Source organism: Pseudomonas delhiensis (assembly GCF_900187975.1).
GTDB lineage: Bacteria > Pseudomonadota > Gammaproteobacteria > Pseudomonadales > Pseudomonadaceae > Pseudomonas > Pseudomonas delhiensis.
In genome coordinates this window covers 80,375-101,202 of sequence record NZ_FZPC01000017.1, presented here as the reverse complement: position 1 = coordinate 101,202, position 20,828 = coordinate 80,375, and the positions used below count along the sequence as shown (strand labels likewise).

The window sequence follows — 20,828 nt, the reverse complement described above, 5'->3', positions numbered from 1 at the left end:
ACCTCCGACGTAGGGCGAATAACCGTTCGCGGTTATCCGCCGTTACAGCGGGCGCCCGCGCCGCTATCATCGCGGCCAACGTCCTTGGGGGGATACTCATGCTCAACGGCCTCTGGCTCGGCTTTTTCCTGGTCGCGGCGCTCACCGCGCTGTCGCGCTGGCTGCTCGGCGGCGATGCCGGGGTGTTCGCCGCCATGGTCGAGAGCCTGTTCGCCATGGCCAAGCTGTCGGTGGAGGTCATGGTCCTGCTGTTCGGCACCCTGACGCTCTGGCTGGGCTTCCTGCGCATCGCCGAGAAGGCCGGCCTGGTGGAGCGCCTGGCGTGGCTGCTGGGGCCGCTGTTCCGCCGGCTGATGCCCGAGGTGCCGGCCGGCCACCCGGCGATCGGCCTGATCACCCTGAACTTCGCCGCCAACGGCCTGGGCCTGGACAACGCCGCCACCCCCATCGGCCTCAAGGCGATGAAGGCGCTGCAGGAACTCAACCCCAGCAGCACCACGGCGAGCAACGCGCAGATCCTCTTCCTGGTGCTCAACGCCTCGTCGCTGACGCTGCTGCCGGTGACCATCTTCATGTACCGCGCGCAGCAGGGCGCCGCCGACCCCACCCTGGTGTTCCTGCCGATTCTCCTGGCCACCAGCGCCTCGACCCTGGTCGGCCTGCTCTCGGTGGCGCTGGTGCAGCGCCTGCGCCTGTGGGACCCGGTGGTGCTCGCCTACCTGGTCCCCGGCGCGCTCGGCCTGGGCGCCTTCATGGCGCTGCTCGCCGGGCTTTCCGCCACCGCGCTGGCGCAGCTCTCCTCGCTATTGGGCAACCTCACGCTGTTCGGCCTGATCGTGCTGTTCCTGGTGCTCGGCTGGCTGAAGAAGGTGCCCGTCTACGAAACCTTCGTCGAAGGCGCCAAGGAAGGCTTCGACGTGGCGAAGAACCTGCTGCCCTACCTGGTGGCGATGCTTTGCGCCGTCGGCGTGCTGCGGGCCTCCGGGGCCCTGGAGCTGGTGCTGGACGGCATCCGCTGGTCGGTGCTGCAGCTGGGCTGGGACACCCGTTTCGTCGACGCCCTGCCCACCGCGCTGGTCAAGCCGTTCTCCGGCAGCGCGGCGCGCGCCATGCTGCTGGAGACCATGCAGAGCCAGGGCGTGGACAGCTTCGCCGCGCGCCTGGCGGCCACCGTGCAGGGCAGCACCGAGACCACCTTCTACGTGCTGGCGGTGTACTTCGGCTCGGTGGGTATCCAGCGCGCCCGCCATGCCGTGGGCTGCGCCCTGCTGGCGGACCTGGCCGGGGTGCTGGCGTCGATCGGGGTGTGCTACTGGTTCTTCGGCTGAGCGGCCATGCAATTAATAAAACCGGAAAATATTTGAATATCCTTATTCTTCTGAAAAATCTTTCAGAAACAATTAGGGAATTTAATTTTTAATTAGGGTTTTTCTCGAACAAGTACGGCTAATTTTCCATAAGAACTTTCCATTGATCGAATTTAGATTTTCCTCAAACAAAATTAAGGAAAATCGCAATGAGAGGGAAAGTTAGCTGTATTGCGCTGTGCGCCCTGCTGGCCGGCTGCAACGGCTGGGTGAAGCCGGAGGCCGATGGCCAGCTCAATTCGAACTATTTCACGGTCGTCTCCGGCCTGCCGGCGCCGGGCCTGATGGTGGCTTCGGCGGTGCAGTGGAATGCCGACTACGCGGTGACCGCGGCCCACGTGCCCTACCTGTCGGGCCTTGCCTATTCCTGCAGCACCCGCTGCGACCTGGTATTCATCCGCCGCAAGGCGTCCGGGCCGCTGCCCCACTGGCGCGCGCCGCGCAACGGCGAGGCGGTGACGGCGCTGGGCAGCAGCAGCCTGCTGGTGCCGGTGAGTTCCCGCGGGCGGGTGTGGCCGGTGCCCTACCGCAACCTCAGGGAGCCCAACCAGGAGCTGTACGGCATCCATGACGCGGCACTGGCCCAGGGCATGTCCGGCGGGCCGCTGGTGGGGGCCGACGGCAGCGTGCTGGGCATGAACATCGGCTACCAGGCCAGCGGCCGGGGTCGCATGCAGCACCCGGGGCTCAAGGGCGCCAGGCGCGTCAGCGTGTTCGTGCCCTACGCGGTGATCGAGCGCGAATGGCAGCTGTTCCAGGCCAGGCTGGCGCGGGAACGGGAGGCGGCGGCGGGGCGTCGGTTGCAGGCGAGCAATCCCTAGCCAGGGGGGATGCCTGCCATGTCTGTCTATCTTCTGGGATTTTTCCGACGAGCTGTCGCGAAGCTTTCACTAGCCTTTCAAACCCTTGAAATTCGGGCCTTTCAGCCATTTTCCATTTGATCTCGGGCAACTTTTACACATAGGGTTACAAATATCTTCCCGGCCGCTGCCTGCCTCCTCGCGCCCCGGGAAGGCCCCGTGATCGTTTGAAATGGTGTTCCCATGGCTTCCAAGAATTCCAAGGCCAAGGCCGTGTTCCGCGTGGTCAGCGGCAACTTCCTCGAGATGTACGACTTCATGGTGTATGGCTTCTACGCCACCGCCATCGCCAAGACCTTCTTCCCCGGCGACGACCCCTTCGCCTCGCTGATGCTGTCGCTGGCCACCTTCGGCGCCGGCTTCCTGATGCGCCCGCTGGGGGCGATCTTCCTCGGCGCCTACATCGACCGCCACGGCCGCCGCCAGGGCCTGATCATCACCCTGGCGCTGATGGCCATGGGCACCCTGCTGATCGCCTTCGTCCCCGGCTATTCCACCCTGGGCGCCCTGGCGCCGGCGCTGGTGCTGGTCGGCCGCCTGCTGCAGGGCTTTTCCGCCGGGGTCGAGCTGGGCGGCGTGTCGGTGTACCTGGCGGAGATCGCCACGCCCGGCAAGCGCGGCTTCTTCGTCAGCTGGCAGTCGGCCAGCCAGCAGGTGGCGGTGGTCTTCGCCGGGCTGCTGGGGGTGATCCTCAACCACTGGCTGAGCCCCGGGCAGATGGGCGAGTGGGGCTGGCGCGTGCCCTTCTTCGTCGGCTGCATGATAGTCCCGGCGCTGTTCGTCATCCGCCGCTCCCTGGAGGAGACCGAAGCCTTCCAGCAGCGCAAGCACCACCCGCGCCTGGGCGAGGTGCTGCGCTCCATCGGGCAGAACTTCGGCCTGGTGCTGGCCGGCACCGCCATGGTGGTGATGACCACCGTGTCCTTCTACCTGATCACCGCCTACACCCCGACCTTCGGCCGCAACGAGCTGCACCTGTCGGACTTCGACGCCCTGCTGGTGACCATGTGCATCGGCCTGTCGAACTTCTTCTGGCTGCCGGTGATGGGCGCGCTGTCCGACCGTGTCGGCCGCCGCCCGCTGCTCGTCGCCGCCACCGTGCTGGCGCTGCTGACCGCCTACCCGACGCTGTCCTGGCTGGTGGCCGAGCCCAGCTTCGCCCGCCTGCTGACGGTGGAACTGTGGCTGTCGTTCATCTACGGCAGCTACAACGGCGCCATGGTGGTGGCACTGACCGAGGTGATGCCGGCGGACGTGCGCACCACCGGCTTCTCCCTGGCCTACAGCCTGGCCACCGCCACCTTCGGCGGCTTCACCCCGGCGGCCTGCACCTGGCTGATCCACGCCCTGGACAACAAGGCCGCCCCCGGCCTGTGGCTGAGCGGCGCGGCGCTGCTGGGCCTGGTCGCCACCCTGGTGCTGTTCCGCCGCCGCGGCCGCGCGGCCCCTGCCGGCGAGGCGCTGGCCGGCGCCTGAAGGCCTGCGGCGGTTTGCCACTGGCCAACCCCGGCCGGCCTTGACCTCGATCAAGGGTGGCCGGGGGCGGGCGGAGAAGGATAGGTCAATGACATTTCCTTCTTCTCCCCTGGAGACAACGCCATGCCCACCCCCCTGCACCAGCAAGCCGCGGCGCTCGCCGCCGTAGGCCATGACCACTGGATCGAGACCCTCGACGACGGCAGCCACGTGCTGATCCGCCCGCTGCGCGCCGAAGACCGCGAACTGGAGCGCACCTTCCTCGAACGCCTGTCGCCGATGACCCGCAAGCTGCGTTTCCACGGCGAAGTGAAGATCAGCGACGCCCTGCTCGACAGCCTGATGGACGTGGACTACCAGGACAACATGGCTTTCGTCGCCCTGGTGCATGACGACGGCGAACTGCGCGAAGTCGGCATCAGCCGCTATGCCAAGGTGGACGACAACCAGTGCGAATGCGCCCTGACCACCGCCGACGACTGGAAGCGCCGGGGCCTGGGCAAGGCGCTGATGCGCCACCTGATCGACGTGGCGCGGCGCAACGGCTTCGTCCAGATGTACAGCATCGACCAGGCCATCGACCGCGACATGCGCGACCTCGCCGTGGAACTGGGCTTCCGCGCCCAGCGCGACCCGGACGACGCCACCCGGGTGATCCGCCGCCTGGCGCTGTAAGGCTCAGCCGCTGCGCCGGCGGCGCCAGAGCAACAGCGCCGCCGGCGGCAGCAGCACCAGCAGCACCGCGCCGCCCCCCAGCGGGTAGGCCATGTCGTCGTCGAGCAGTGGTTTCTCGATGCGCAGGTAGCCGTCGTCCTTGAACAGCTGGCGCGCCGTGTCGCTGGCCAGCTTCAGGCTGACCTTGGCCAGGCGCCGGTCTTCGTTGGGGAACTGGCTGCCGTCGTAGTCGCCCAGCGCGCCCCAGTAATAGTCGGCGAGGCTGGCGTTGCTCGGCGTGCTCCAGGCCAGCTGCGCCCGCTGCACGCGCTGGATGCGGGCGAAGCGCTGGGCGTCCAGGCCGTGCTGGCGGATGTTCTCCACCACCTCCTTCAGGGCCTTCAGGGTGGCCTCCTGGTCCTCCCGGGCGATGTCCGCGTTGAGGCTGAGGAAGCCCTGGTTGGCGTAGGACGTGCGCTCGCTCCAGGGCCCGTAGGACAGCTCGCGGCGCACCCGCAGGTCGGCATAGAGGGCGTCGCTCAGGTAGGCCTGCAGCAGATCCAGGGCGGCGCCGTCGGCGTCGGCCGGCTCGGGGAAGATCCAGTGCACCACCGCGCCCTCGCCGAACAAGCCGGTGTTCAGCGTCCGCTGGCGCGCCGCCGGGCCCTGCATTTCCGGCAGTTCGCGGCGTTCCGGCGTGGCCCGGTCGGGCAGGCTGCCGAAGGTGCGGCTGAGGTAGGCGGGCAGGCGCGGGTCGAGGTCGCCGACCACGATCAGCGTCATGTTGCCCGGCACGTACCAGTCGCTGCGCAGCTTCTCCAGCTGGGCCTGGGTCAGGTGCGCCACCTGCGGGCGCTCGGCGCAGGCCAGGCCGAGTTCCACGGCGAGCTGCTCCTGGCCCGGGCGGCTGATGTTCTGGTGGTCGAGGAAGCGCTGCAGGTGCGAGTAGTGGCCGCCGTCCTCGCGGATCAGCACCTGCTTGGTGGCTTCCACCCGGGCCTGGTCCAGCTGCGTGCGGGTGAGCACTTCCAGCAGCAGGTCGAGCACCTGGCGCTGGGTGGCCGCCGGCGCCTCGATGACGAAAGTGGTGTCGCCCTCGCTGGTGTAGGCGTTCCACTGGCCGCCCAGGGCCTGCATGCGCGCCTCCAGGTCGGCCTCGTCGCCGCCGTCCAGGCCGCTGAAGAACAGGTGCTCCAGCAGGTGCGGCAGTTGCCGGTCATGGCAGCTGAAATCGGAGAAGCCGACGCCCACCACCAGGCGGATGGACACCGAGCCGCGCTGGCTGGTCGGCTTGAACAGCACCCCCATGCCGTTCTGCAGCTGGTAGCCCTCCACCGTCGAGCGCGAATCGGCGAACGACCAGCCGCCGCCGAGCAGGAAGAGGAGGGGGAGGAACAACCAACGCATGGGCCAGGCCTGGAAAAGCAAAGCCAGGAGAATAGCGGATTGCCGCCGATCCACCTACCCATGGGCGGCACCCGTGGCGACGGGCTGCGACCTGCCCTGGCCGGGTCTATCATCAGGCATGGCACCCGGGGCCGCTGCTGGCCTTTCGCTGGCATGGCCCCTCATCGCCCACCGCGGAGGCCGTACGCATGCGCGTCCTGATCACCGGCGCGGCCGGCCACATCGGCCAGAACCTGCTCAACGAACTGGCGATCCAGCACCGCGACTGGACGCTGGTCGCCGCCGACGTGCGCAGCCTGCCTGCGCAGCGCCTGCGGCCGAACGTCGAGCCGGTGCAACTGGACATCGGCCACCCCCGGCAGGTGCGCGACTGCGTGCGGCAGTGGCGCCCGCAGGCCATCGTGCACCTGGCCTCGGTGGTCAACCCGCCGCCGCAGATGTCCGCCACCCGCCTGCACACCATCGAGGTCGGCGGCAGCCGCGCGTTGTTCGAGGCGGCGGTGGAGCACGACGTGCGCCAACTGGTGGTGGCCAGTTCCGCCGCGGCCTACGGCTTCCATCCGGACAACGCCGAGCTGATCGACGAGAACCACCCCCTGCGCGGCCAGTCGCAGTTCCCCTACGCCCGCCACAAGCACGAGATCGAGCAACTGCTGGCCGGCCTGCGGCAGAGTTGTCCACAGCTGCGCCAACTGGTCCTGCGCCCCGGCACCATCCTCGGCCGGGGTGTGCACAATCCGGTCACCGACCTGTTCATGGGGCGCTCGGTGCTGGGGATAAGTGGGCGCTGCAGCCGCTTCGTGTTCATCTGGGACCAGGACGTGGTGAACATCATCCGCCAGGGCCTGGAGCGCGGCAGCGAGGGCATCTACAACCTGGCCGGCGACGGCGCGCTGAGCCTGCGCGAGATCGCCGGACTGCTGCGCAAGCCCTACCGCGCCCTGCCGGCGCCGCTGCTGCGCAGTGCGCTGGCGCTGCTGCGGCCAGTGGGGCTGGCGCCCTTCGGCCCGGAGCAGGTGGACTTCATGCGCTACCGGCCGGTGCTGGACAACGCCCGGCTGAAGCGGGAGTTCGGCTACCAGCCGCGCTATTCCAGCCGCGAGGCGTTCCTGGCCTTCGTCGCGGCGCGGGGGTTGGGGGCGGGGTAGGGGGCAAGATTGTACTGGACCTGCTTTTCGTAGGAGCGAGGGGGGCGCCTAGCTCTTGCTCGCGAACAGCGCTCAGTTGTGACTTCGGTGTTTTGGTTTGGCTCCGTTCCCTCTCCCCAGCCCTCTCCCTGAAGGGAGAGGGGGCTTGGCCGTGCCGAGAAAAGGCCTGGCTTCAGCCGGCAATTTCGGTGCTGGCCGGCTGACTCAGGAATACCCACGCGCGCCGAACGGTCCCCTCTCCCTTCATGGGGGGGACGCCTAGTCAGAGGGTTAGGGAGAGGGTGCTCTGAACCCCAACACCTGCAGCTCCCAGGAAACACCATTCGCGAGCAAGCTCGCTCCTACGAAGAGCAGCGCCCTCATTCAAGCATTGCGCCGCCCCTCCCAGAAATGCCCCGCCAGCAGCCGCAGCCCGGCGGCCAGTTCCGCCACCCGGGTGGCACTGGCCTGGCTGTGGCTGGCGCTGGCGGCGTTGCCGTCGGCGGATTCGCGGATGGCCAGCAGGCTGCGTTCGATCTCCTCGCTGGCGCAACCCTGTTCCTCGATGGCCCCGGCGATCTCCAGGCTCATGCGCTGGATCGCCGAGACCTGCCCGGCGATCTCTTCCAGCGCGCCGGCGGCGCGGCCGGCCTGGCCGAGGCTGGCGTGGGCCTGCTCGCAGCTGTGGCGCAGGGCCTGTACCGAGGCGCCGGCGCCGCGCTGCAGGTCGGCCACCAGGGCGTGGATGTCCAGCGCCGAGTCGGCGGTGCGCGAGGCCAGGGCGCGCACTTCGTCGGCGACCACCGCGAAGCCGCGGCCGGCCTCGCCGGCGCGGGCCGCCTCGATGGCGGCGTTGAGCGCCAGCAGGTTGGTCTGCCCGGCGACTTCCTGGATCACCTGCAGCATCCGCGAGATGCCCTCGCTGTGCCCGTGCAGCTGCTCCACCGCCTCGCTGGCCCGGCGCACCGCGTCCTCCAGGGCGGCGAGCTGGCCGCGGGTGGCCTGTACCTCGCCCTGGCCGGCCTGGGTCACCCGTTCGCTGCACTGCGCCGCCACCGCGCTGTTCTGGGCGTGGCGCGCCACTTCCTGGACGCTTTGCGCCAGTTGCTGCATGGCGCTGGCCACCTGGTCGGTCTCCTGCTGCTGGCGGCGCGTGCCGGCGTTGCTGTCGGCCACGGTGCCGGCCAGTTGCCCGGCGTGTTCGGCGAGCTGGCGCGAGGCTTCGGCCATGCGCCCGACCACCGCGCCGGTCTCGGCCTCCAGCATGCGCAGGGCGAAGTCCAGTTCGCCGAATTCGTCGGCCCGGCCGCTGTACAGGCGCTGGCTCAGCGGATTGTCGGCGATGCGCCGGGCCCGCGCCAGCAGGGGCCGCAGCGGCTGCAGCTGGTGCGCCAGCCAGGCGCCGGCCAGCAGCAGGGCGAGGCCGAAGCCCAGGGGCGCCGCGGCGGGCGCCAGGTAGGCCAGCAGCGCGCCCGCGGCCTGCGCCAGGCCCAGGCCGGCGAGCAGCCGCGGCAGCAGGCCCAGGCGTGGCCGGCGCGGCAGCCAGCCACCGCGCATGCGGGCGTACAGGCGCTCGGCGGCGGCGGTCTCGGCGGCACTGGCGCGGGTGCGCACCGACTGGTACTCCACCACCTTGCCGTCGTGGCGGATCGGCGTGACGAAGGCGCTCACCCAGTAGTGGTCGCCGTTCTTGCAGCGGTTCTTCACCAGGCCCATCCAGCTGCGCCCGGCCTGCAGCGTCCGCCACAGGTGGGCGAAGGCGGCCGGCGGCATGTCCGGGTGGCGCACGCGGTTGTGGTTGTGCCCCAGCAGCTCCTCGGCGGTGAAGCCGCTGATGGCCAGGAAGTCCGGGTTGACGTGGCTGACAGCGCCCTTGAGGTCGGTGGTGGAGAGGATGTTGGCGCTGGCCGGTACCTCGACCTGGCGCCCGCTGACCGGCAGGTTGAGCTTCATCGGTGGGTCTCCATGGGCCCCGGGTACAGGGCGTGGGGTGGCAGCGGCGGGCTGAACAGGAAGCCCTGGGCGAAGCGGCAGCCCTCCTTGCGCAGGAACTCCAGGTGCTCGGGGTGTTCGACGCCTTCGGCCACCACTTCCAGGCCGAGGCTGCGGCCCAGGCCGACGATGGCGCGGCAGATGGCGCTCAGCTCGGGGTCGCCGGGGACCTTGCCGATGAAGCTGCGGTCGACCTTCAGCAGGTCCAGCGGGAAGCGCTTGAGGTAGCCCAGGGACGAGTAGCCGGTGCCGAAGTCGTCCAGCGCCAGGCGCACGCCGTGGGCGGCCAGCTCGCGCAGGCAGGCGAGGGTATCGGCGCCGTCCTGCATCATCAGGCTCTCGGTGATCTCCAGCACCAGGCTCTGCGGCGCCAGGCCGGTCTCGGCGAGGATCTGCCGCACCCGCTCGGCGAAGCCCGGCTGCTGCAGCTGGCGGATGGACAGGTTCACCGAGCAGTACAGCCAGCCCTGGCCTTCGCGCTGCCAGGCGAGGGTCTGGCGGCAGGCCTCGCGCAGCACCCAGTCGCCGACGCGGACGATCTCGCCGGACTCTTCCAGCGCCGGGATGAACTGCAGCGGCGAGACCGGCTGGCCGTCGCGCTGCCAGCGCAGCAGCACTTCCACGGCGACGCGCCGCGGCGGCTCGACGTCGATGCGCAGGATCGGCTGGTAGTGCAGGCTGAATTCGCCGCGCTCCAGCGCCTGGCCCAGCGCGCTCTCCAGTTCCAGGCGGCGCTGCGCGGCGGCCTGCAGCTCGCTGGAGAAGCGCGCGTACTGCGCCTTGCCGGCCTCCTTGGCGCGGTACAGGGCGAGGTCGGCGGCCTGCAGGGTGTCGATCGCCTGGCCCTCGGCGATCAGCCCGGTGATGCCGATGCTGGCGCTGACCACCAGGGTGCGGCCGTCCAGGTGCAGCGGCTGGTGCAGGCAGTCGAGCATGCGCTGGGCGACCTGCTCGGCGTCGGCGAGGCTGGCCATGTCGTCCAGCAGCACCACGAACTCGTCGCCGCCGAAGCGCGCCAGGTGGTCGCCGGGGCGCAGGCAGCGCAGCAGGCGCTGGGCCACTTCCACCAGCACGCGGTCGCCGACGCCATGGCCGAGGCTGTCGTTGATCAGCTTGAAGCGGTCCAGGTCGATGAACAGCAGCCCGGCCTCGCGCGCGCCGGGGCGGCCCTGGCGCTGCAGGGCCTGCTGCAGCAGTTCGTCCAGGCGCAGGCGGTTGGCCAGGCCGGTCAGCGGGTCGTGGCGGGCGGCATGGCTGAGCTGGTGCTCGCTGGCCTTGCGCTGGCTGATGTCGGTCTGCGAGCCGGCCATGCGCCCGTCGGTGATCACCCCGCGGGCCAGCACCCAGAGGTAGCCGCCGTCGCGCTGGCGGATGCGGTACTCGTGGTTGAGCAGGGCGGCGCTGCCGCGCAGGTGGGCGTCGATGGCCTGGCGCAGGCCAGGCAGGTCGTCGGGGTGGACGCGGGCGAACCAGCTGGCGCTGCCCTCGCCGAGGCTGTCGCGGCTCAGGCCCAGCATGCGTGTCCAGCGCTCGGAGACGTACAGCCGGTCGTTGGCCAGGTCCCAGTCCCAGATGCCGTCGTTGGCCCCGCGCAGGGCCCGGGCGAAGCGCGCCTCGCTTTCCTCCAGGGCCTGGCGCTGGGCGGCGCCGTAGGTGTCGATGGCCAGCGACATGTCGAGGAACACCCGCTTGAGCAGGCTGGCGAAGACCTGTGTGCCCGGCAGGGCGCCGAGCAGCTCGTCGAGCATGTGCTGCAGGTACAGGCGGTAGGCGCCCAGGTACCACTTCAGCTCCACCCCGACCTGCTGGTGGACCAGGCCGATGCGCAGGCGGTCGCGCACGTAGCCGGCGTCCTGCGGGGCTTCCCAGAGCTGCTCGTAGTACTGCGCCTGGCTGCGCTTGAGGCGTTGCAGGGTGGCCGGGTCGGCGAGGATGGCCGCCAGCGGCGGGAACTGGCCGAGGTGCTCGTAGAGCCGTTCGATGAAGCGCAGGTGGCTGTCGCCCCGGTCGCCGGCGGCCTGCCGCAGGCACCGCTCGTCGGCCGCCTGCCAGTGCAGGTAGCGCAGGCGCTGGTCGATCTCCGCCGGTGACAGGCCTATGCGGTCGAGCATGTGGTCGAGCTTCGGTCCCAGGCCCATGCTTGCCTCCTTGTTTTTCTGCGGGCATGAAAAAAGCGCCGCGCCCGTCGCACGATGGATTCGGCGACAGACACGGCGCTTTGTCTTGCAGGCCCTTGGCGTCCTGCCCGGCAAAGCCGGTTTCCGCCTGCTTGGCGGAACACTGGTCGGCAGTTTTTACACCATAGGCGGGGAGCCGGACAACTCCCGCAGCGCGGCCTCCAGGCGCCGGCGCAGTTGCCCCAGCTCGCGCGAGCGGAAGGCGTGGCGGCTGCGCTCGAGCACGCCGACGGCGTCGGCCAGCAGGGCGTGCAGGCGCGCGGTGTCGCTCAGCGCGGCGTCCTTGAACCAACGGCACAGCGGGGCCTGCTCGCAATCGCCGGGGCCGGCGAGCACCGCGCAGGGTACCTGGTAGACGGCGAGCAGGGCGCGCACCTGGCGCGCCACGTCCTCGTCCTGGGAAGTCACCAATAACTGGGCCGGCAGCCGGCTAAGGGTCATGGCGTCATGCTCGTGGGTGGCAAAGGGCCACTACCCTAGCCGAACGCCATGCCCGGGCATTGACGCGGATCAGTCCCGCGGCGACCTGCCGCGCCTCAGCCGGCCGCGCTGGAGCCCGGCGGCACGTCGTGGCCGGGCGGCTGGGCGGCGGCTTCCAGGGCCTGCTCGACGTAGTCGTCCTCGTGCTCCTCGCCGGCACCGGCCTCGGGGTTGTCCAGCACGGCGTAGGCGATGGCGCAGAACAGCGAGTTCAGGCGCTTCATGTCGGCGATCAGGTCCAGGTGCAGCGAGCTGGTCTCGATGCTCTGCACCACCTGCTGGCGCAGGCGGTCGACGTGGGCGTGGGCGTAGCGGCGTTCCTGCAGGCGGAAGCGCTGCTTGGCCCGGCGCAGGCGCCGCGCGCCTTCCTGGTCGCCGTTGAGGAACACCGACAGGCTCAGGCGCAGGTTGACCAGCAACTGGCTGTGCAGCGCGGTGATCTCGGCCAGGCCGTTGTCCGAGAAGGAGCGGCTGCGCGAGGTCTTCTTGTCCTGCACGGCGCTGAGCATGTGCTCGATGATGTCGCCGGCCTGCTCCAGGTTGATGGCCAGCTCGATGACCTCGGCCCAGCGCCGGCTGTCGCGCTCGCTCAGGTCCTCGCGGGGCATGCGCGCCAGGTACAGCTTGATCGCCGTGTAGAGCGCGTCGACGTCGTCGTCGAGCTTGCGGATCTCCTTGCCCAGCAGCGGGTCGCCGCCACGGGTCACCTGCAGCAGGTTGACCAGCATCTGCTCGACGATGTCGCCCATGCGCAGCGTCTCGCGCACCGCGTTGACCAGCGCCAGGCTCGGCGTGTCCAGCGCCGCCGGGTCGAGGTGGCGCGGGCGCACGCGGTCCTCGGGGGTGGCGCGGTCGGGCATGATGCGCGTGCAGAAGGCGGCCATCTGGGTGGTCAGCGGCAGGCAGGCGAGGCAGCGCACCGAGTTGTAGAGCACGTGGAAGGCGATCACCAGCTCCTGGGTGCGGAACGGCCAGCCGTCCACCCATTGCGCCAGCGGGCCGATCAGCGGCAGCACCAGCACGCAGCCGGCGACCTTGAACAGCAGGCTGCCCAGGGCCACGCGGCGGCCGGCGGCGTTCTGCGAGCTGGAGCCGATCAGGGCGAGGATGCCGGTGCCCAGGTTGGCGCCCACCACCAGGCACAGCGCGACCTTCAGCGAGATCACCTTGGAGGTGGCGAGGGTCGCGGTGAGCAGCACGGCGGCCAGGCTGGAGTAGGAGATCATGGCGAACAGCGCGCCGGTCAGGGCGTCGAGCATGACGTCGCCGGTGAGGCTGGAGAACAGCACCTTCACGCCCTTGGCCTGGGTCATGGGCCCGGCGGCCTCGACGATCAGCTGCAGCGCCAGGATGATCAGGCCCAGGCCGATGAACACCCGGCCCAGCTGGCCCAGGCGCGTCTGCTTGCGGGTGAGGAAGAAGATCACCCCGAAGAAGATCAGCAGCGGCGACAGCCACGACAGGTCGAGGGTCAGCACCCGCGCCATCAGCGCCGTCCCGACGTCGGCGCCGAGCATGATCGCCAGCGCCGGGGCCAGCGCCATCAGCCCGCTGGCGACGAAGGAGGTGGCCAGCAACGCGGTGGCGTTGCTGCTCTGCACCAGGGCGGTGACGCCGATGCCGGCGGCGAAGGCCAGCGGGCGTTTCTGTACGCTGCGGCTGAGGATGCGCCGCAGGTCACTGCCGTACACCCGGAGGATGCCGGTGCGCACGATGTGCGTGCCCCACACCAGCAAGGCGACGGCGGAAAGCAGGTTGAGCAATGTCAGCATGGCGGCCCCCCTCGTTACTGCATGGCCGCCCTGGCGTGACTGCGCGGTGGGACGACTCTGGCCGATTTTTCTGTCATCTAAATGTCATAGTAGACCCACGCAGTCCCGCGAGGGTTCGACAAGATGCTGATCCGCCGGGGTGTTTACCTTCAGTAAAGCCCCTGCGGCGGGGTTTTGCAGGGATGCCCGGAAAATCACGATCGTAGGAGCGGACCTTGTCCGCGATAGCCGGAAATATCGGCGCGATTCGCGGATGAGATCCTACAAGGGGTATCCGAACCGCGGTTCCTCCAGGCCACCCCCGCGGGCTAGACTGCCCCGGACACCACCGCCAGCGGAAACCCCCGATGCCCAAGCGCCTTCTCGCCACCCTGCGCCTGTTCCTCGCCCTTGGCCTGATCCTGGGCCTGGGCGCCTGCGCCAGCCTGTTCGGCAACGACCCGCTGAAGATCGACCTGGTGGGCCTGGAGCCCCTGGCCGGGCAGGGCATGGAGGCGCGTTTCGCGGTCAAGCTGCGGGTGCAGAACCCCAACGACCGGGACATCGACTACGACGGCGTGGCCCTGGACCTGAGCGTCAACGGCCGCCCGCTGGCCAGCGGGGTGAGCGACCAGCGCGGGCAGGTGCCGCGCTTCGGCGAGGCGGTGCTCAGCGTGCCGGTGAGCATCTCCGCCTTCCGCCTGGTGCGCCAGGCCTGGGGCCTGGGCAACGCGCCGCCGCGCCAGGGCATGCCCTACGAGATCAGCGGCAAGCTCGGCGGCGGCCTGTTCGGCACCGTGCGCTTCAGCGACAAGGGCACCCTGGAGTGGCCGGCCGGGGCGCCCTTGCCGACGCTCTAGGGCGCTACTGGCCGGGGATGTCGCGGCGCAGCTGCACCGGCTCGGCCGGCTTGCGCCCGCGCGCCGTGCGCATGCGGATGTTCAGCGCTTCCACCGCCAGCGAGAAGGCCATGGCGAAGTAGACGTAGCCCTTGGGCACGTGGACCTCGAAGGCTTCGGCGATGAGCACGGTGCCGACCACGATGAGGAACGACAGCGCCAGCATCTTCAGCGACGGGTGCTGGTCGATGAAGGCGCTGATGGCGCCGGAGGCCAGCATCATCACCAGCACCGCGACGACGATGGCGGCGACCATCACCGGCACGTTGGAGACCATGCCCACGGCGGTGATCACCGAGTCGAGGGAGAACACGATGTCGATGATGGCGATCTGCACGATGGTGCCGAGGAAGCCGCCGAGCAGGCTTTTCGGCTGCTGCTCGGTCTCGTCCTCGCCTTCCAGGCCGTGGTAGATCTCGCTGCTGCTCTTCCACAGCAGGAACAGGCCGCCGCAGAACAGGATCAGGTCACGCCCGGAAATGCCCTGGCCGAGCACGCTGAACAGGTCGGCGGTCAGGCGCATCACCCAGGTGATCGACAGCAGCAGGAGGATGCGCGTGACCATCGCCAGGGCCAGGCCGAACAGCCGCGTGCGCGCCTGCATGGCCTTGGGCATGCGCCCCACCAGGATGGAGATCATGATGATGTTGTCGATGCCCAGGACGATCTCCAGGGCGGTCAGGGTGAGGAGCGCGACCCAGATTTCCGGGTTGGTCAGCCATTCCATTTACGGGTCTACCAGTCTTCAGTCGTTGAACAGGGGGAACAGCCCCAGCAGCAGGGCGGCGGCGAGGATAGCGAGACACACCAGCGCTGCCCAGCGCAGGGTGAAGCGCTGGTGGTCGCCGAAGTCCACCTTGGCCAGGCCCACCAGCAGGTAGGTGGAGGGCACCAGCGGGCTGAGCAGGTGCACCGGCTGGCCGACGATGGAGGCGCGGGCCATCTCCACCGGGCTGATGCCGTACTGCGCGGCGGCCTGGGTGAGCACCGGCAGCACGCCGTAGTAGAAGGCATCGTTGGACATGAAGAAGGTGAACGGCAGGCTGACCAGCGCGGTGATGGTCGCCAGGTACGGCCCCAGCGCCGGCGGGATCACCGCCAGCAGGCTCTTCGACATGGCCTCGACCATGCCGGTTCCGGAGAGGATGCCGGTGAACACCCCGGCGGCGAAGATCAGCGAGACCACCGCCAGCACGTTCTCGGCATGGGCGCCGATGCGCTTCTTCTGCTCGAGGATGCACGGGTAGTTGACGATCATGGCGATGCCGAAGGCGATCATGAACAGCACCGGCATCGGCAGCAGCCCGGCGATCAGCGTGGCCATCAGCACCAGCGTCAGCGCGCCGTTGAACCACAGCAGCTTCGGCCGCCGCGCGTCGGGGTACTGCGAGACGCTGACCTCGGCCGCGTCCAGGTGCTCGCCGGGCAGGTGCAGCTGGCCCAGGCGCGCGCGCTCGCGTTTGCCGTACACCCAGGCGATGGCGAAGATGGTGGCGAGGCCCGCGACCATCGCCGGGATCATCGGCACGAAGATGTCCGCCGGGTCCACGTGCAGGGCACTGGCGGCGCGGGCGGTGGGGCCGCCCCAGGGGGTCATGTTGAGCACGCCGCTGGAGAGCATGATCAGGCAGGCCATCAGCAGCGGGCTCATGCCCAGGCGCTGGTACAGCGGCAGCACCGCGGCCACGCAGATCATGTAGGTGGTGGAGCCGTCGCCGTCCAGCGAGACGATCATCGCCAGGGCCGCGGTGCCCAGCGAGACCTTCAGCGGGTCGCCCTTGACCAGCCGCAGGATCTTGCGCACCGCCGGGTCGAACAGCCCCGAGTCGATCATGATGGCGAAGTAGAGGATGGCGAACATCAGCATCACCCCGGTCGGCGCCAGGGTGCGGATGCCGTCGAGCATCATCGGCCCCAGGCCCGCGGCGAAGCCGCCGAGCAGGGCGAAGGCGATGGGCACCAGGATCAGCGCGATGAGCGCCGAGAGGCGCCGCGTCATGATCAGGAACATGAAGGTCGCCACCATGGCGAAGGCGAGGAAGGTCAGCATCGGAGGCCTCCGTCGGGTCAGCGCGGCGGGTGGCCGGGCAGGGACGGGGCGGGGCGGCGGTTCAAGCGTGTCATGGCATCACCCGTGTTGTTCTTGTGCGGATAACCCGCCGCCGGGCAGCGGAGGGGAGGGCGGATGCTAGGGGCTCAAGCTTTCAGCAGGCTTTCGCGGGAAAAGGCGGCGATCGTCGGTGAAGAGGTGATGTTTCCGGATGTTTCAGCACCGGGCTCTTCGTAGGAGCGAGCTTGCTCGCGAACCGCATGGCACCACAGCTGCCGGGAAATCCCCGTTCGCGAGCAAGCTCGCTCCTACAGGAAAGGGCCCCCGCGGGGGATTTTCCCGCCCCGTTGCGGTGCGCCCCGGGAAAAACGCCGGATTCGCTTGAATCCCCCGCCCCGCCTGGGTTATCCATGCTTCGCCCTTTCGCTGAAGCCATGGATACGCCGTATGACCTTCCCAGTGCCAGCCCACCTCGCCGAAGGCTCCGAGAAGCCCGCCGGCCGCATTCGCCAGAAGAACGAGGAAGTCATCCTCGCCGCCGCCGAAGAAGAGTTCGCCCGCCACGGCTTCAAGGGCACCAGCATGAACGCCATCGCCCTGCGCGCCGACCTGCCCAAGGCCAACCTGCACTACTACTTCAGCAACAAGCTGGGGCTCTACACCGCGGTGCTGGGCAACATCCTCGACCTCTGGGACAGCACCTTCAACCACCTCGGCGCCGAGGACGACCCGGCCACCGCCCTGGCCGGCTACATCCGCGCCAAGATGGAGTTCTCCCGCCGCCACCCGCTGGCCTCGCGGATCTTCGCCATGGAGATCATCAGCGGCGGGCAGTGCCTGAGCAGCCACTTCAACCAGGACTACCGCGCCTGGTTCCGCGGCCGCGCGGCGGTGTTCGAGGCCTGGATCGCCGCCGGCAAGATGGACCCGGTGGACCCGGTCAACCTGATCTTCCTGCTCTGGGGCAGCACCCAGCACTACGCCGACTTCGCCACCCAGATCGCCTTCGTCACCGGGCGCAAGCGCATGTCCCGGCAGGACTTCAACGAGGCCGCCGACAACCTCATCCGCATCATCCTCAAGGGCTGCGGGCTGACGCCGCCGGCCACGGCATGAGCTTCACCCTCGCCGGCCCGGCCAGCTACGCCGAGGACATCCGCAAGAGCCGCTTCACCTGCCTGGCGGCGCCCATCGCCAGCGAGGCCGAGGCCCAGGCCTTCCTCGCCGCCCACCGCGACGCCAGCGCCGGGCACAACTGCTGGGCCTGGAAGCTCGGCGCGCACTACCGCTTCAGCGACGACGGCGAACCCGGCGGCACCGCCGGGCGGCCGATGCTCGCGGCCATCGAGGGCCAGGCCATGGACCGCGTGGTGGTGCTGGTCAGCCGCTGGTTCGGCGGCATTAAGCTCGGCACAGGCGGCCTGGCCCGCGCCTACGGCGGCTGCGCGGCCAAGTGCCTGCAGGACGCCCCGCGCATCGAGCTGGTGCCCAGCACGCGCCTGGCCTTCGCCTGCGGCTTCGCCGAGCACGCGCTGCTCAAGGCGCGCATCCTCGCCCTGGGTGCGAGCATCGAGGACGAGGCCTACGGCGCCGAGGGTGTGGATATCCGCCTGAGCCTGCCCGATACCCAGGTCGAAGCGCTGCAACGCCTGCTCGGCGACCTCAGCCGCGGCCGCATCCGCGCCACCCACCTCGACGACTGAAGCAATTATCCCCAGGGCTTTTCCACCGGCGGTGGGTTTTTGTCCCCGGTTCCTGTGCGGCATCCTGTGGACAAACTGTGCCCCCTCCGCTCCAGGCCACGTCAGCCCTGGCCTGCAAGGCTTTGCGCAGAATTTGTGCAAACCCCGAAAAAGACCGTCTGCGGCTATCCCCGGATAGCGTGGGCAAGGCTGTGGAAAAACTGTCGATGAAGCCTTCGGAAGCAGGTATTCCGGGGGCTGCGCAAGGCTGTACATTTTTTGCTCTGCAATGGCCTGAAAGCCACGTAATTCAAGGGCTTAGGCCGGGCCTGGCAGCACCGGAAAAGGACCCTGGACAAGCCCGGTATAAGCCCTTGGCAAGCTGTGAATATCCTGGTGGAAAACCATGCTGGAGGCAGCACTTGTGCAGGGCAGGGGAAAGGCTGCGGAGAGGCCGGCGGAACTGGGGTTTTCCGCGGCCAGGCGAATGGATTGCTCACAGAGGCCGTGGACAGTGTTGTGGATATCCTCTGGGGAAAACTTCCGATGCCAGAACCGCCGCCGGCTGGCGAAAACTGTACGTTATTTGAGCAAAAAGCCCCGGAATTGCTGGGCTGCAGAAGGGTATCCACAAATCGAAGAGGCAAAAAAGCGCCTATGGAGCCTCCCTGTGGAAGCCTGCCGCCTGTGGACAGCGAAACCCCCTTTTCAACAGTGGATAACAGGAGCGTAGGGCGTATAACCGCTCGCGGTTATACGCCGCTACACCGAGCCCATGCCCGGCCTCTGGTCCGAACCCGGAGCGCCCCGGACAGGCGCTCCGGGGCCAAATCCGAGGCGCGCCTGGCGCCAAGGTCAAACGGCGTATAACGCGGAGCGTTATACGCCCTACGTCCAGCCGCGGCGTTACAAGCGGAACTGCCCCATCTGCCGCTGCAGGTCGTCGGCCAGGCCGCGCAGGGCGTGGCATTGCTCGCGGCCCTGGTGCACCTCGCCGGCGGTGGCGCGGGCCAGGTCGGCGATGCCCTGGACGTTGCGGTTGATCTCCTCGGTGACCGCGCTCTGTTCCTCGGTGGCGGCGGCGACCTGGTGGTTGATGTCGCTGATGCGCTCCACCTGGTCGGCGATGGCGCCCAGCGAGGCGCCGGCGCGCTGGCTGGCGGCCAGGCCCTCGCCGGTGGCCGCCTGGCCCGAGTGCATGGAGCTGACCGCCTGTTCGGCGCCCTGCTTGAGGCGCTGGATCATCGCCTGGATCTCGTCGGTGGAGCCCTGGGTGCGCCCGGCCAGGGTGCGCACCTCGTCGGCCACCACGGCGAAGCCGCGGCCCAGCTCGCCGGCGCGCGCGGCCTCGATGGCGGCGTTGAGGGCCAGCAGGTTGGTCTGCTCGGAAATGCCGCGGATCACCGCCAGCACCTGGTCGATGGTCGCCACCTGGGCCGCGAGGTCGCTCACCGCCTCGGCGGCCTGGCCGATCTCGGCGGACATGCGCTCGCCATGCTGCAGCGAGCCGCCCACCACCTGGCGCGCCTGGCCGGCTTCGCCACGGGCCTGCTGCGAGGCGCTGGCGGCCTGCTCGGCGTTGCGCGCGATTTCCTGCACGGTGCTACCCATCTCGTTCACCGCCGTGGCCACCATGTCGGTCATCTCCTGCTGGCGGCTGGAGCGCTCGGCGGTGTTATCCACAACCCGCGCCACCTCGGCCACGCTGCGCTGCAACTGCTGGCTGGTGGCGAGCACGGCGCCGATCAGCTGGCGCTGGCCTTCGAGGAAGCGGTTGAAGCCGCGGGCCAGGTCGCCCAGTTCGTCGGCGCGGGAATCGTCCAGGCGGCGCGTCAGGTCGCCGCCGCCGGCGCCTATGTCCAGCAGCGCCGTGGTCACCTGGCGTATCGGCCGCACCAGGCCGCGGGCCAGCAGCACCACCAGGCCCAGGCAGAGCAGCGCCACCGCCGCGCCGGCCAGGCCGGAAAGGCGCAGGGCCTGGCGCGCGTCGGCGTAGACCTCGGCCTCCGGCACCTCGCTGACCAGCGTCCAGCCGAGGTCGCGCAGCGGCAGGCTGGCGGCCAGGTAGGCCTCGCCATCGCGTTCGAAGCGGCTGCTGTGGAAGCCCGGCTGGCCGAGCAGTGCCCGCGCCGCGTCGCCTCCCACCAGGTCGGCCAGGGCCTTGCCGCGGGCCCGGGCCGGGTCGGGGTGGATCTGCACCTGGCCGTCGTTCTTCACCAGGTACACGTGGCCGGACTGGCCGAAGCGGAAGTCGCGGATCAGCTTCGACAGCTCGTCCATGCGCAGGCCCAGGCCGGCGATGCCCAGCAGCTTGCCGTCGCGCTCGACGCGGCGGTCGATGAACAGCGTGAGTTCGCCGCTGCCGACGTCGGTGTCGATGTTCAGCACCTGCGGCCGGCCGCTGCCGATGAAGTCGAAGTACCAGGCGTCCTGGGGCTCGCCGCGGGACAGGGTGCGTTCCTTGCCCTTGTCGCTGTAGTAGGCGTCGCTGGCCCGGCTGACGATGAGCGCGGCGAAGGCCTGCTGCGAGGCGCGGATGCCGCCCAGGTAGCGGACGAAGTCGGCCTGCCGCGCCGGGTCCTCGCCGGCGGCCAGCCAGTCCTGCACCAGGCTGTTGGCGGCTATGCCGGCGGCGGCGGTGAGCGGGCCGGTGAGCCGGCGCTCGAAGTCGTTGGCGATGGCCTGGATGCTCGCCGGCAGCGCCTGTTCGAGCAGGTAGCGCTCGCTCAGGCGGTTGACCAGCACGGCGTAGAGGCCGAGCACGATGAGCAGGCTGAGCAGCAGGGCGGCGCCCATGCTGAGGATGAGTTGGGTCTGGATGCTGCGAAGGCGCATGTTCTTGTTGTCCTCTTGGCACGCGGCGAATCCGTTCGCGGTGGGAGACGGGCGTAGGGAAGGGGCCGAAG

General features: G+C 69.4%; 16 protein-coding genes and 1 pseudogene. 8 read left to right on the top strand and 9 right to left on the bottom strand.

What is annotated here, in order from left to right; all coding sequences use genetic code 11:
- Positions 1-98 precede the first annotated feature (98 nt).
- From CHC02_RS16515 to CHC02_RS16500, 4 genes are all read left to right on the top strand, one after another.
- A complete protein-coding gene (locus CHC02_RS16515; protein WP_089392545.1) occupies positions 99-1,328 on the top strand; it encodes a nucleoside recognition domain-containing protein in 1,230 nt (409 codons plus the stop codon).
- 188 nt (positions 1,329-1,516) lie between these two features.
- Positions 1,517-2,188, top strand: a complete 672-nt coding sequence (locus CHC02_RS16510; protein WP_089392544.1) for a serine protease — start codon at positions 1,517-1,519, stop codon at positions 2,186-2,188.
- Positions 2,189-2,410: 222 nt separating this feature from the next.
- Complete coding sequence (tcuC, locus tag CHC02_RS16505) at positions 2,411-3,703, top strand: MFS transporter (protein WP_089392543.1); 1,293 nt, start codon at positions 2,411-2,413, stop codon at positions 3,701-3,703.
- A gap of 123 nt (positions 3,704-3,826) precedes the next feature.
- Positions 3,827-4,378 (top strand): GNAT family N-acetyltransferase, encoded by a 552-nt coding sequence (locus CHC02_RS16500; protein ID WP_089392542.1) that lies wholly within the window; start codon positions 3,827-3,829, stop codon positions 4,376-4,378.
- Positions 4,379-4,381: 3 nt separating this feature from the next.
- Here CHC02_RS16500 and CHC02_RS16495 read toward each other — a convergent pair whose 3' ends face one another.
- The gene (locus CHC02_RS16495; RefSeq protein ID WP_089392597.1) at positions 4,382-5,764 is read right to left on the bottom strand and encodes a M16 family metallopeptidase; all 1,383 of its coding nucleotides are present in this window, start codon (positions 5,762-5,764) and stop codon (positions 4,382-4,384) included.
- Positions 5,765-5,952: 188 nt separating this feature from the next.
- On the opposite strand from CHC02_RS16495, the gene CHC02_RS16490 reads away from it, so the two are divergent.
- Positions 5,953-6,912, top strand: coding sequence for an NAD-dependent epimerase/dehydratase family protein (locus CHC02_RS16490; RefSeq protein ID WP_089392541.1), 960 nt, complete (start codon positions 5,953-5,955; stop codon positions 6,910-6,912).
- A 363-nt stretch (positions 6,913-7,275) separates the two neighbouring features.
- Here the strand turns inward: CHC02_RS16490 and CHC02_RS16485 are convergent, their stop codons facing one another.
- From CHC02_RS16485 to CHC02_RS16470, 4 genes are all read right to left on the bottom strand, one after another.
- The gene (locus tag CHC02_RS16485; protein WP_089392540.1) at positions 7,276-8,844 is read right to left on the bottom strand and encodes a methyl-accepting chemotaxis protein; all 1,569 of its coding nucleotides are present in this window, start codon (positions 8,842-8,844) and stop codon (positions 7,276-7,278) included.
- Complete coding sequence (locus CHC02_RS16480; protein ID WP_089392539.1) at positions 8,841-11,021, bottom strand: putative bifunctional diguanylate cyclase/phosphodiesterase; 2,181 nt, start codon at positions 11,019-11,021, stop codon at positions 8,841-8,843. The genes CHC02_RS16485 and CHC02_RS16480 overlap by 4 nt, the downstream gene beginning before the upstream one ends.
- A 156-nt stretch (positions 11,022-11,177) precedes the next feature.
- Positions 11,178-11,501, bottom strand: coding sequence for a hypothetical protein (locus CHC02_RS16475; protein ID WP_089392538.1), 324 nt, complete (start codon positions 11,499-11,501; stop codon positions 11,178-11,180).
- 95 nt (positions 11,502-11,596) lie between these two features.
- Positions 11,597-13,312 (bottom strand): Na/Pi cotransporter family protein, encoded by a 1,716-nt coding sequence (locus tag CHC02_RS16470; RefSeq protein ID WP_089392537.1) that lies wholly within the window; start codon positions 13,310-13,312, stop codon positions 11,597-11,599.
- Positions 13,313-13,659: 347 nt separating this feature from the next.
- Between CHC02_RS16470 and CHC02_RS16465 the strand changes: the two genes are divergently transcribed.
- Positions 13,660-14,151: an LEA/WHy family protein gene (locus tag CHC02_RS16465; RefSeq protein ID WP_089392536.1), complete on the top strand. Its 492-nt coding sequence runs from the start codon at positions 13,660-13,662 to the stop codon at positions 14,149-14,151.
- A gap of 4 nt (positions 14,152-14,155) precedes the next feature.
- On the opposite strand, the gene CHC02_RS16460 is transcribed toward CHC02_RS16465, so the two are convergent.
- Positions 14,156-14,917 carry a TerC family protein gene (locus CHC02_RS16460; RefSeq protein WP_089392535.1) on the bottom strand — a complete coding sequence of 254 codons (762 nt, stop codon included), beginning with the start codon at positions 14,915-14,917 and terminating at the stop codon, positions 14,156-14,158.
- Positions 14,918-14,935: 18 nt separating this feature from the next.
- Positions 14,936-16,240 (bottom strand): CitMHS family transporter, encoded by a 1,305-nt coding sequence (locus CHC02_RS16455; RefSeq protein ID WP_089392534.1) that lies wholly within the window; start codon positions 16,238-16,240, stop codon positions 14,936-14,938.
- Positions 16,241-16,687: 447 nt separating this feature from the next.
- Here CHC02_RS16455 and CHC02_RS16450 point away from each other — a divergent pair, with 447 nt between their 5' ends.
- Together CHC02_RS16450 and CHC02_RS16445 are read left to right on the top strand one after the other, a co-directional pair.
- The gene (locus tag CHC02_RS16450) at positions 16,688-17,356 is read left to right on the top strand and encodes a TetR/AcrR family transcriptional regulator (RefSeq protein ID WP_089392533.1); all 669 of its coding nucleotides are present in this window, start codon (positions 16,688-16,690) and stop codon (positions 17,354-17,356) included.
- Positions 17,353-17,943, top strand: a complete 591-nt coding sequence (locus CHC02_RS16445; protein ID WP_089392532.1) for an IMPACT family protein — start codon at positions 17,353-17,355, stop codon at positions 17,941-17,943. Before CHC02_RS16450 ends, CHC02_RS16445 begins: the two co-directional genes overlap by 4 nt.
- Positions 17,944-18,828: 885 nt before the next feature.
- Here the strand turns inward: CHC02_RS16445 and CHC02_RS30960 are convergent.
- Together CHC02_RS30960 and CHC02_RS30955 are read right to left on the bottom strand one after the other, a co-directional pair.
- Positions 18,829-19,557 (bottom strand): methyl-accepting chemotaxis protein, encoded by a 729-nt coding sequence (locus tag CHC02_RS30960; protein ID WP_371921206.1) that lies wholly within the window; start codon positions 19,555-19,557, stop codon positions 18,829-18,831.
- Between the two features lie 138 nt (positions 19,558-19,695).
- Positions 19,696-20,718 (bottom strand): annotated as a pseudogene (locus CHC02_RS30955) (HAMP domain-containing protein); the annotation flags it as partial.
- Positions 20,719-20,828 lie beyond the last annotated feature (110 nt).

What these genes read in the sequence shown, in the direction of transcription:
- tcuC (WP_089392543.1), top strand. Translation starts at nt 2,411, where the DNA reads ATGGCTTCCAAGAATTCCAAGGCCAAGGCCGTGTTCCGCGTGGTCAGC.
- CHC02_RS16480 (WP_089392539.1), bottom strand. Translation starts at nt 11,021, where the DNA reads ATGGGCCTGGGACCGAAGCTCGACCACATGCTCGACCGCATAGGCCTG.
- CHC02_RS16475 (WP_089392538.1), bottom strand. Translation starts at nt 11,501, where the DNA reads ATGACCCTTAGCCGGCTGCCGGCCCAGTTATTGGTGACTTCCCAGGAC.
- CHC02_RS16485 (WP_089392540.1), bottom strand. Translation starts at nt 8,844, where the DNA reads ATGAAGCTCAACCTGCCGGTCAGCGGGCGCCAGGTCGAGGTACCGGCC.
- CHC02_RS16500 (WP_089392542.1), top strand. Translation starts at nt 3,827, where the DNA reads ATGCCCACCCCCCTGCACCAGCAAGCCGCGGCGCTCGCCGCCGTAGGC.
- CHC02_RS16495 (WP_089392597.1), bottom strand. Translation starts at nt 5,764, where the DNA reads ATGCGTTGGTTGTTCCTCCCCCTCCTCTTCCTGCTCGGCGGCGGCTGG.
- CHC02_RS16470 (WP_089392537.1), bottom strand. Translation starts at nt 13,312, where the DNA reads ATGCTGACATTGCTCAACCTGCTTTCCGCCGTCGCCTTGCTGGTGTGG.
- CHC02_RS16515 (WP_089392545.1), top strand. Translation starts at nt 99, where the DNA reads ATGCTCAACGGCCTCTGGCTCGGCTTTTTCCTGGTCGCGGCGCTCACC.
- CHC02_RS16460 (WP_089392535.1), bottom strand. Translation starts at nt 14,917, where the DNA reads ATGGAATGGCTGACCAACCCGGAAATCTGGGTCGCGCTCCTCACCCTG.
- CHC02_RS16510 (WP_089392544.1), top strand. Translation starts at nt 1,517, where the DNA reads ATGAGAGGGAAAGTTAGCTGTATTGCGCTGTGCGCCCTGCTGGCCGGC.
- CHC02_RS16490 (WP_089392541.1), top strand. Translation starts at nt 5,953, where the DNA reads ATGCGCGTCCTGATCACCGGCGCGGCCGGCCACATCGGCCAGAACCTG.
- CHC02_RS30960 (WP_371921206.1), bottom strand. Translation starts at nt 19,557, where the DNA reads ATGGTGGCCACGGCGGTGAACGAGATGGGTAGCACCGTGCAGGAAATC.
- CHC02_RS16455 (WP_089392534.1), bottom strand. Translation starts at nt 16,240, where the DNA reads ATGCTGACCTTCCTCGCCTTCGCCATGGTGGCGACCTTCATGTTCCTG.
- CHC02_RS16465 (WP_089392536.1), top strand. Translation starts at nt 13,660, where the DNA reads ATGCCCAAGCGCCTTCTCGCCACCCTGCGCCTGTTCCTCGCCCTTGGC.
- CHC02_RS16445 (WP_089392532.1), top strand. Translation starts at nt 17,353, where the DNA reads ATGAGCTTCACCCTCGCCGGCCCGGCCAGCTACGCCGAGGACATCCGC.
- CHC02_RS16450 (WP_089392533.1), top strand. Translation starts at nt 16,688, where the DNA reads ATGACCTTCCCAGTGCCAGCCCACCTCGCCGAAGGCTCCGAGAAGCCC.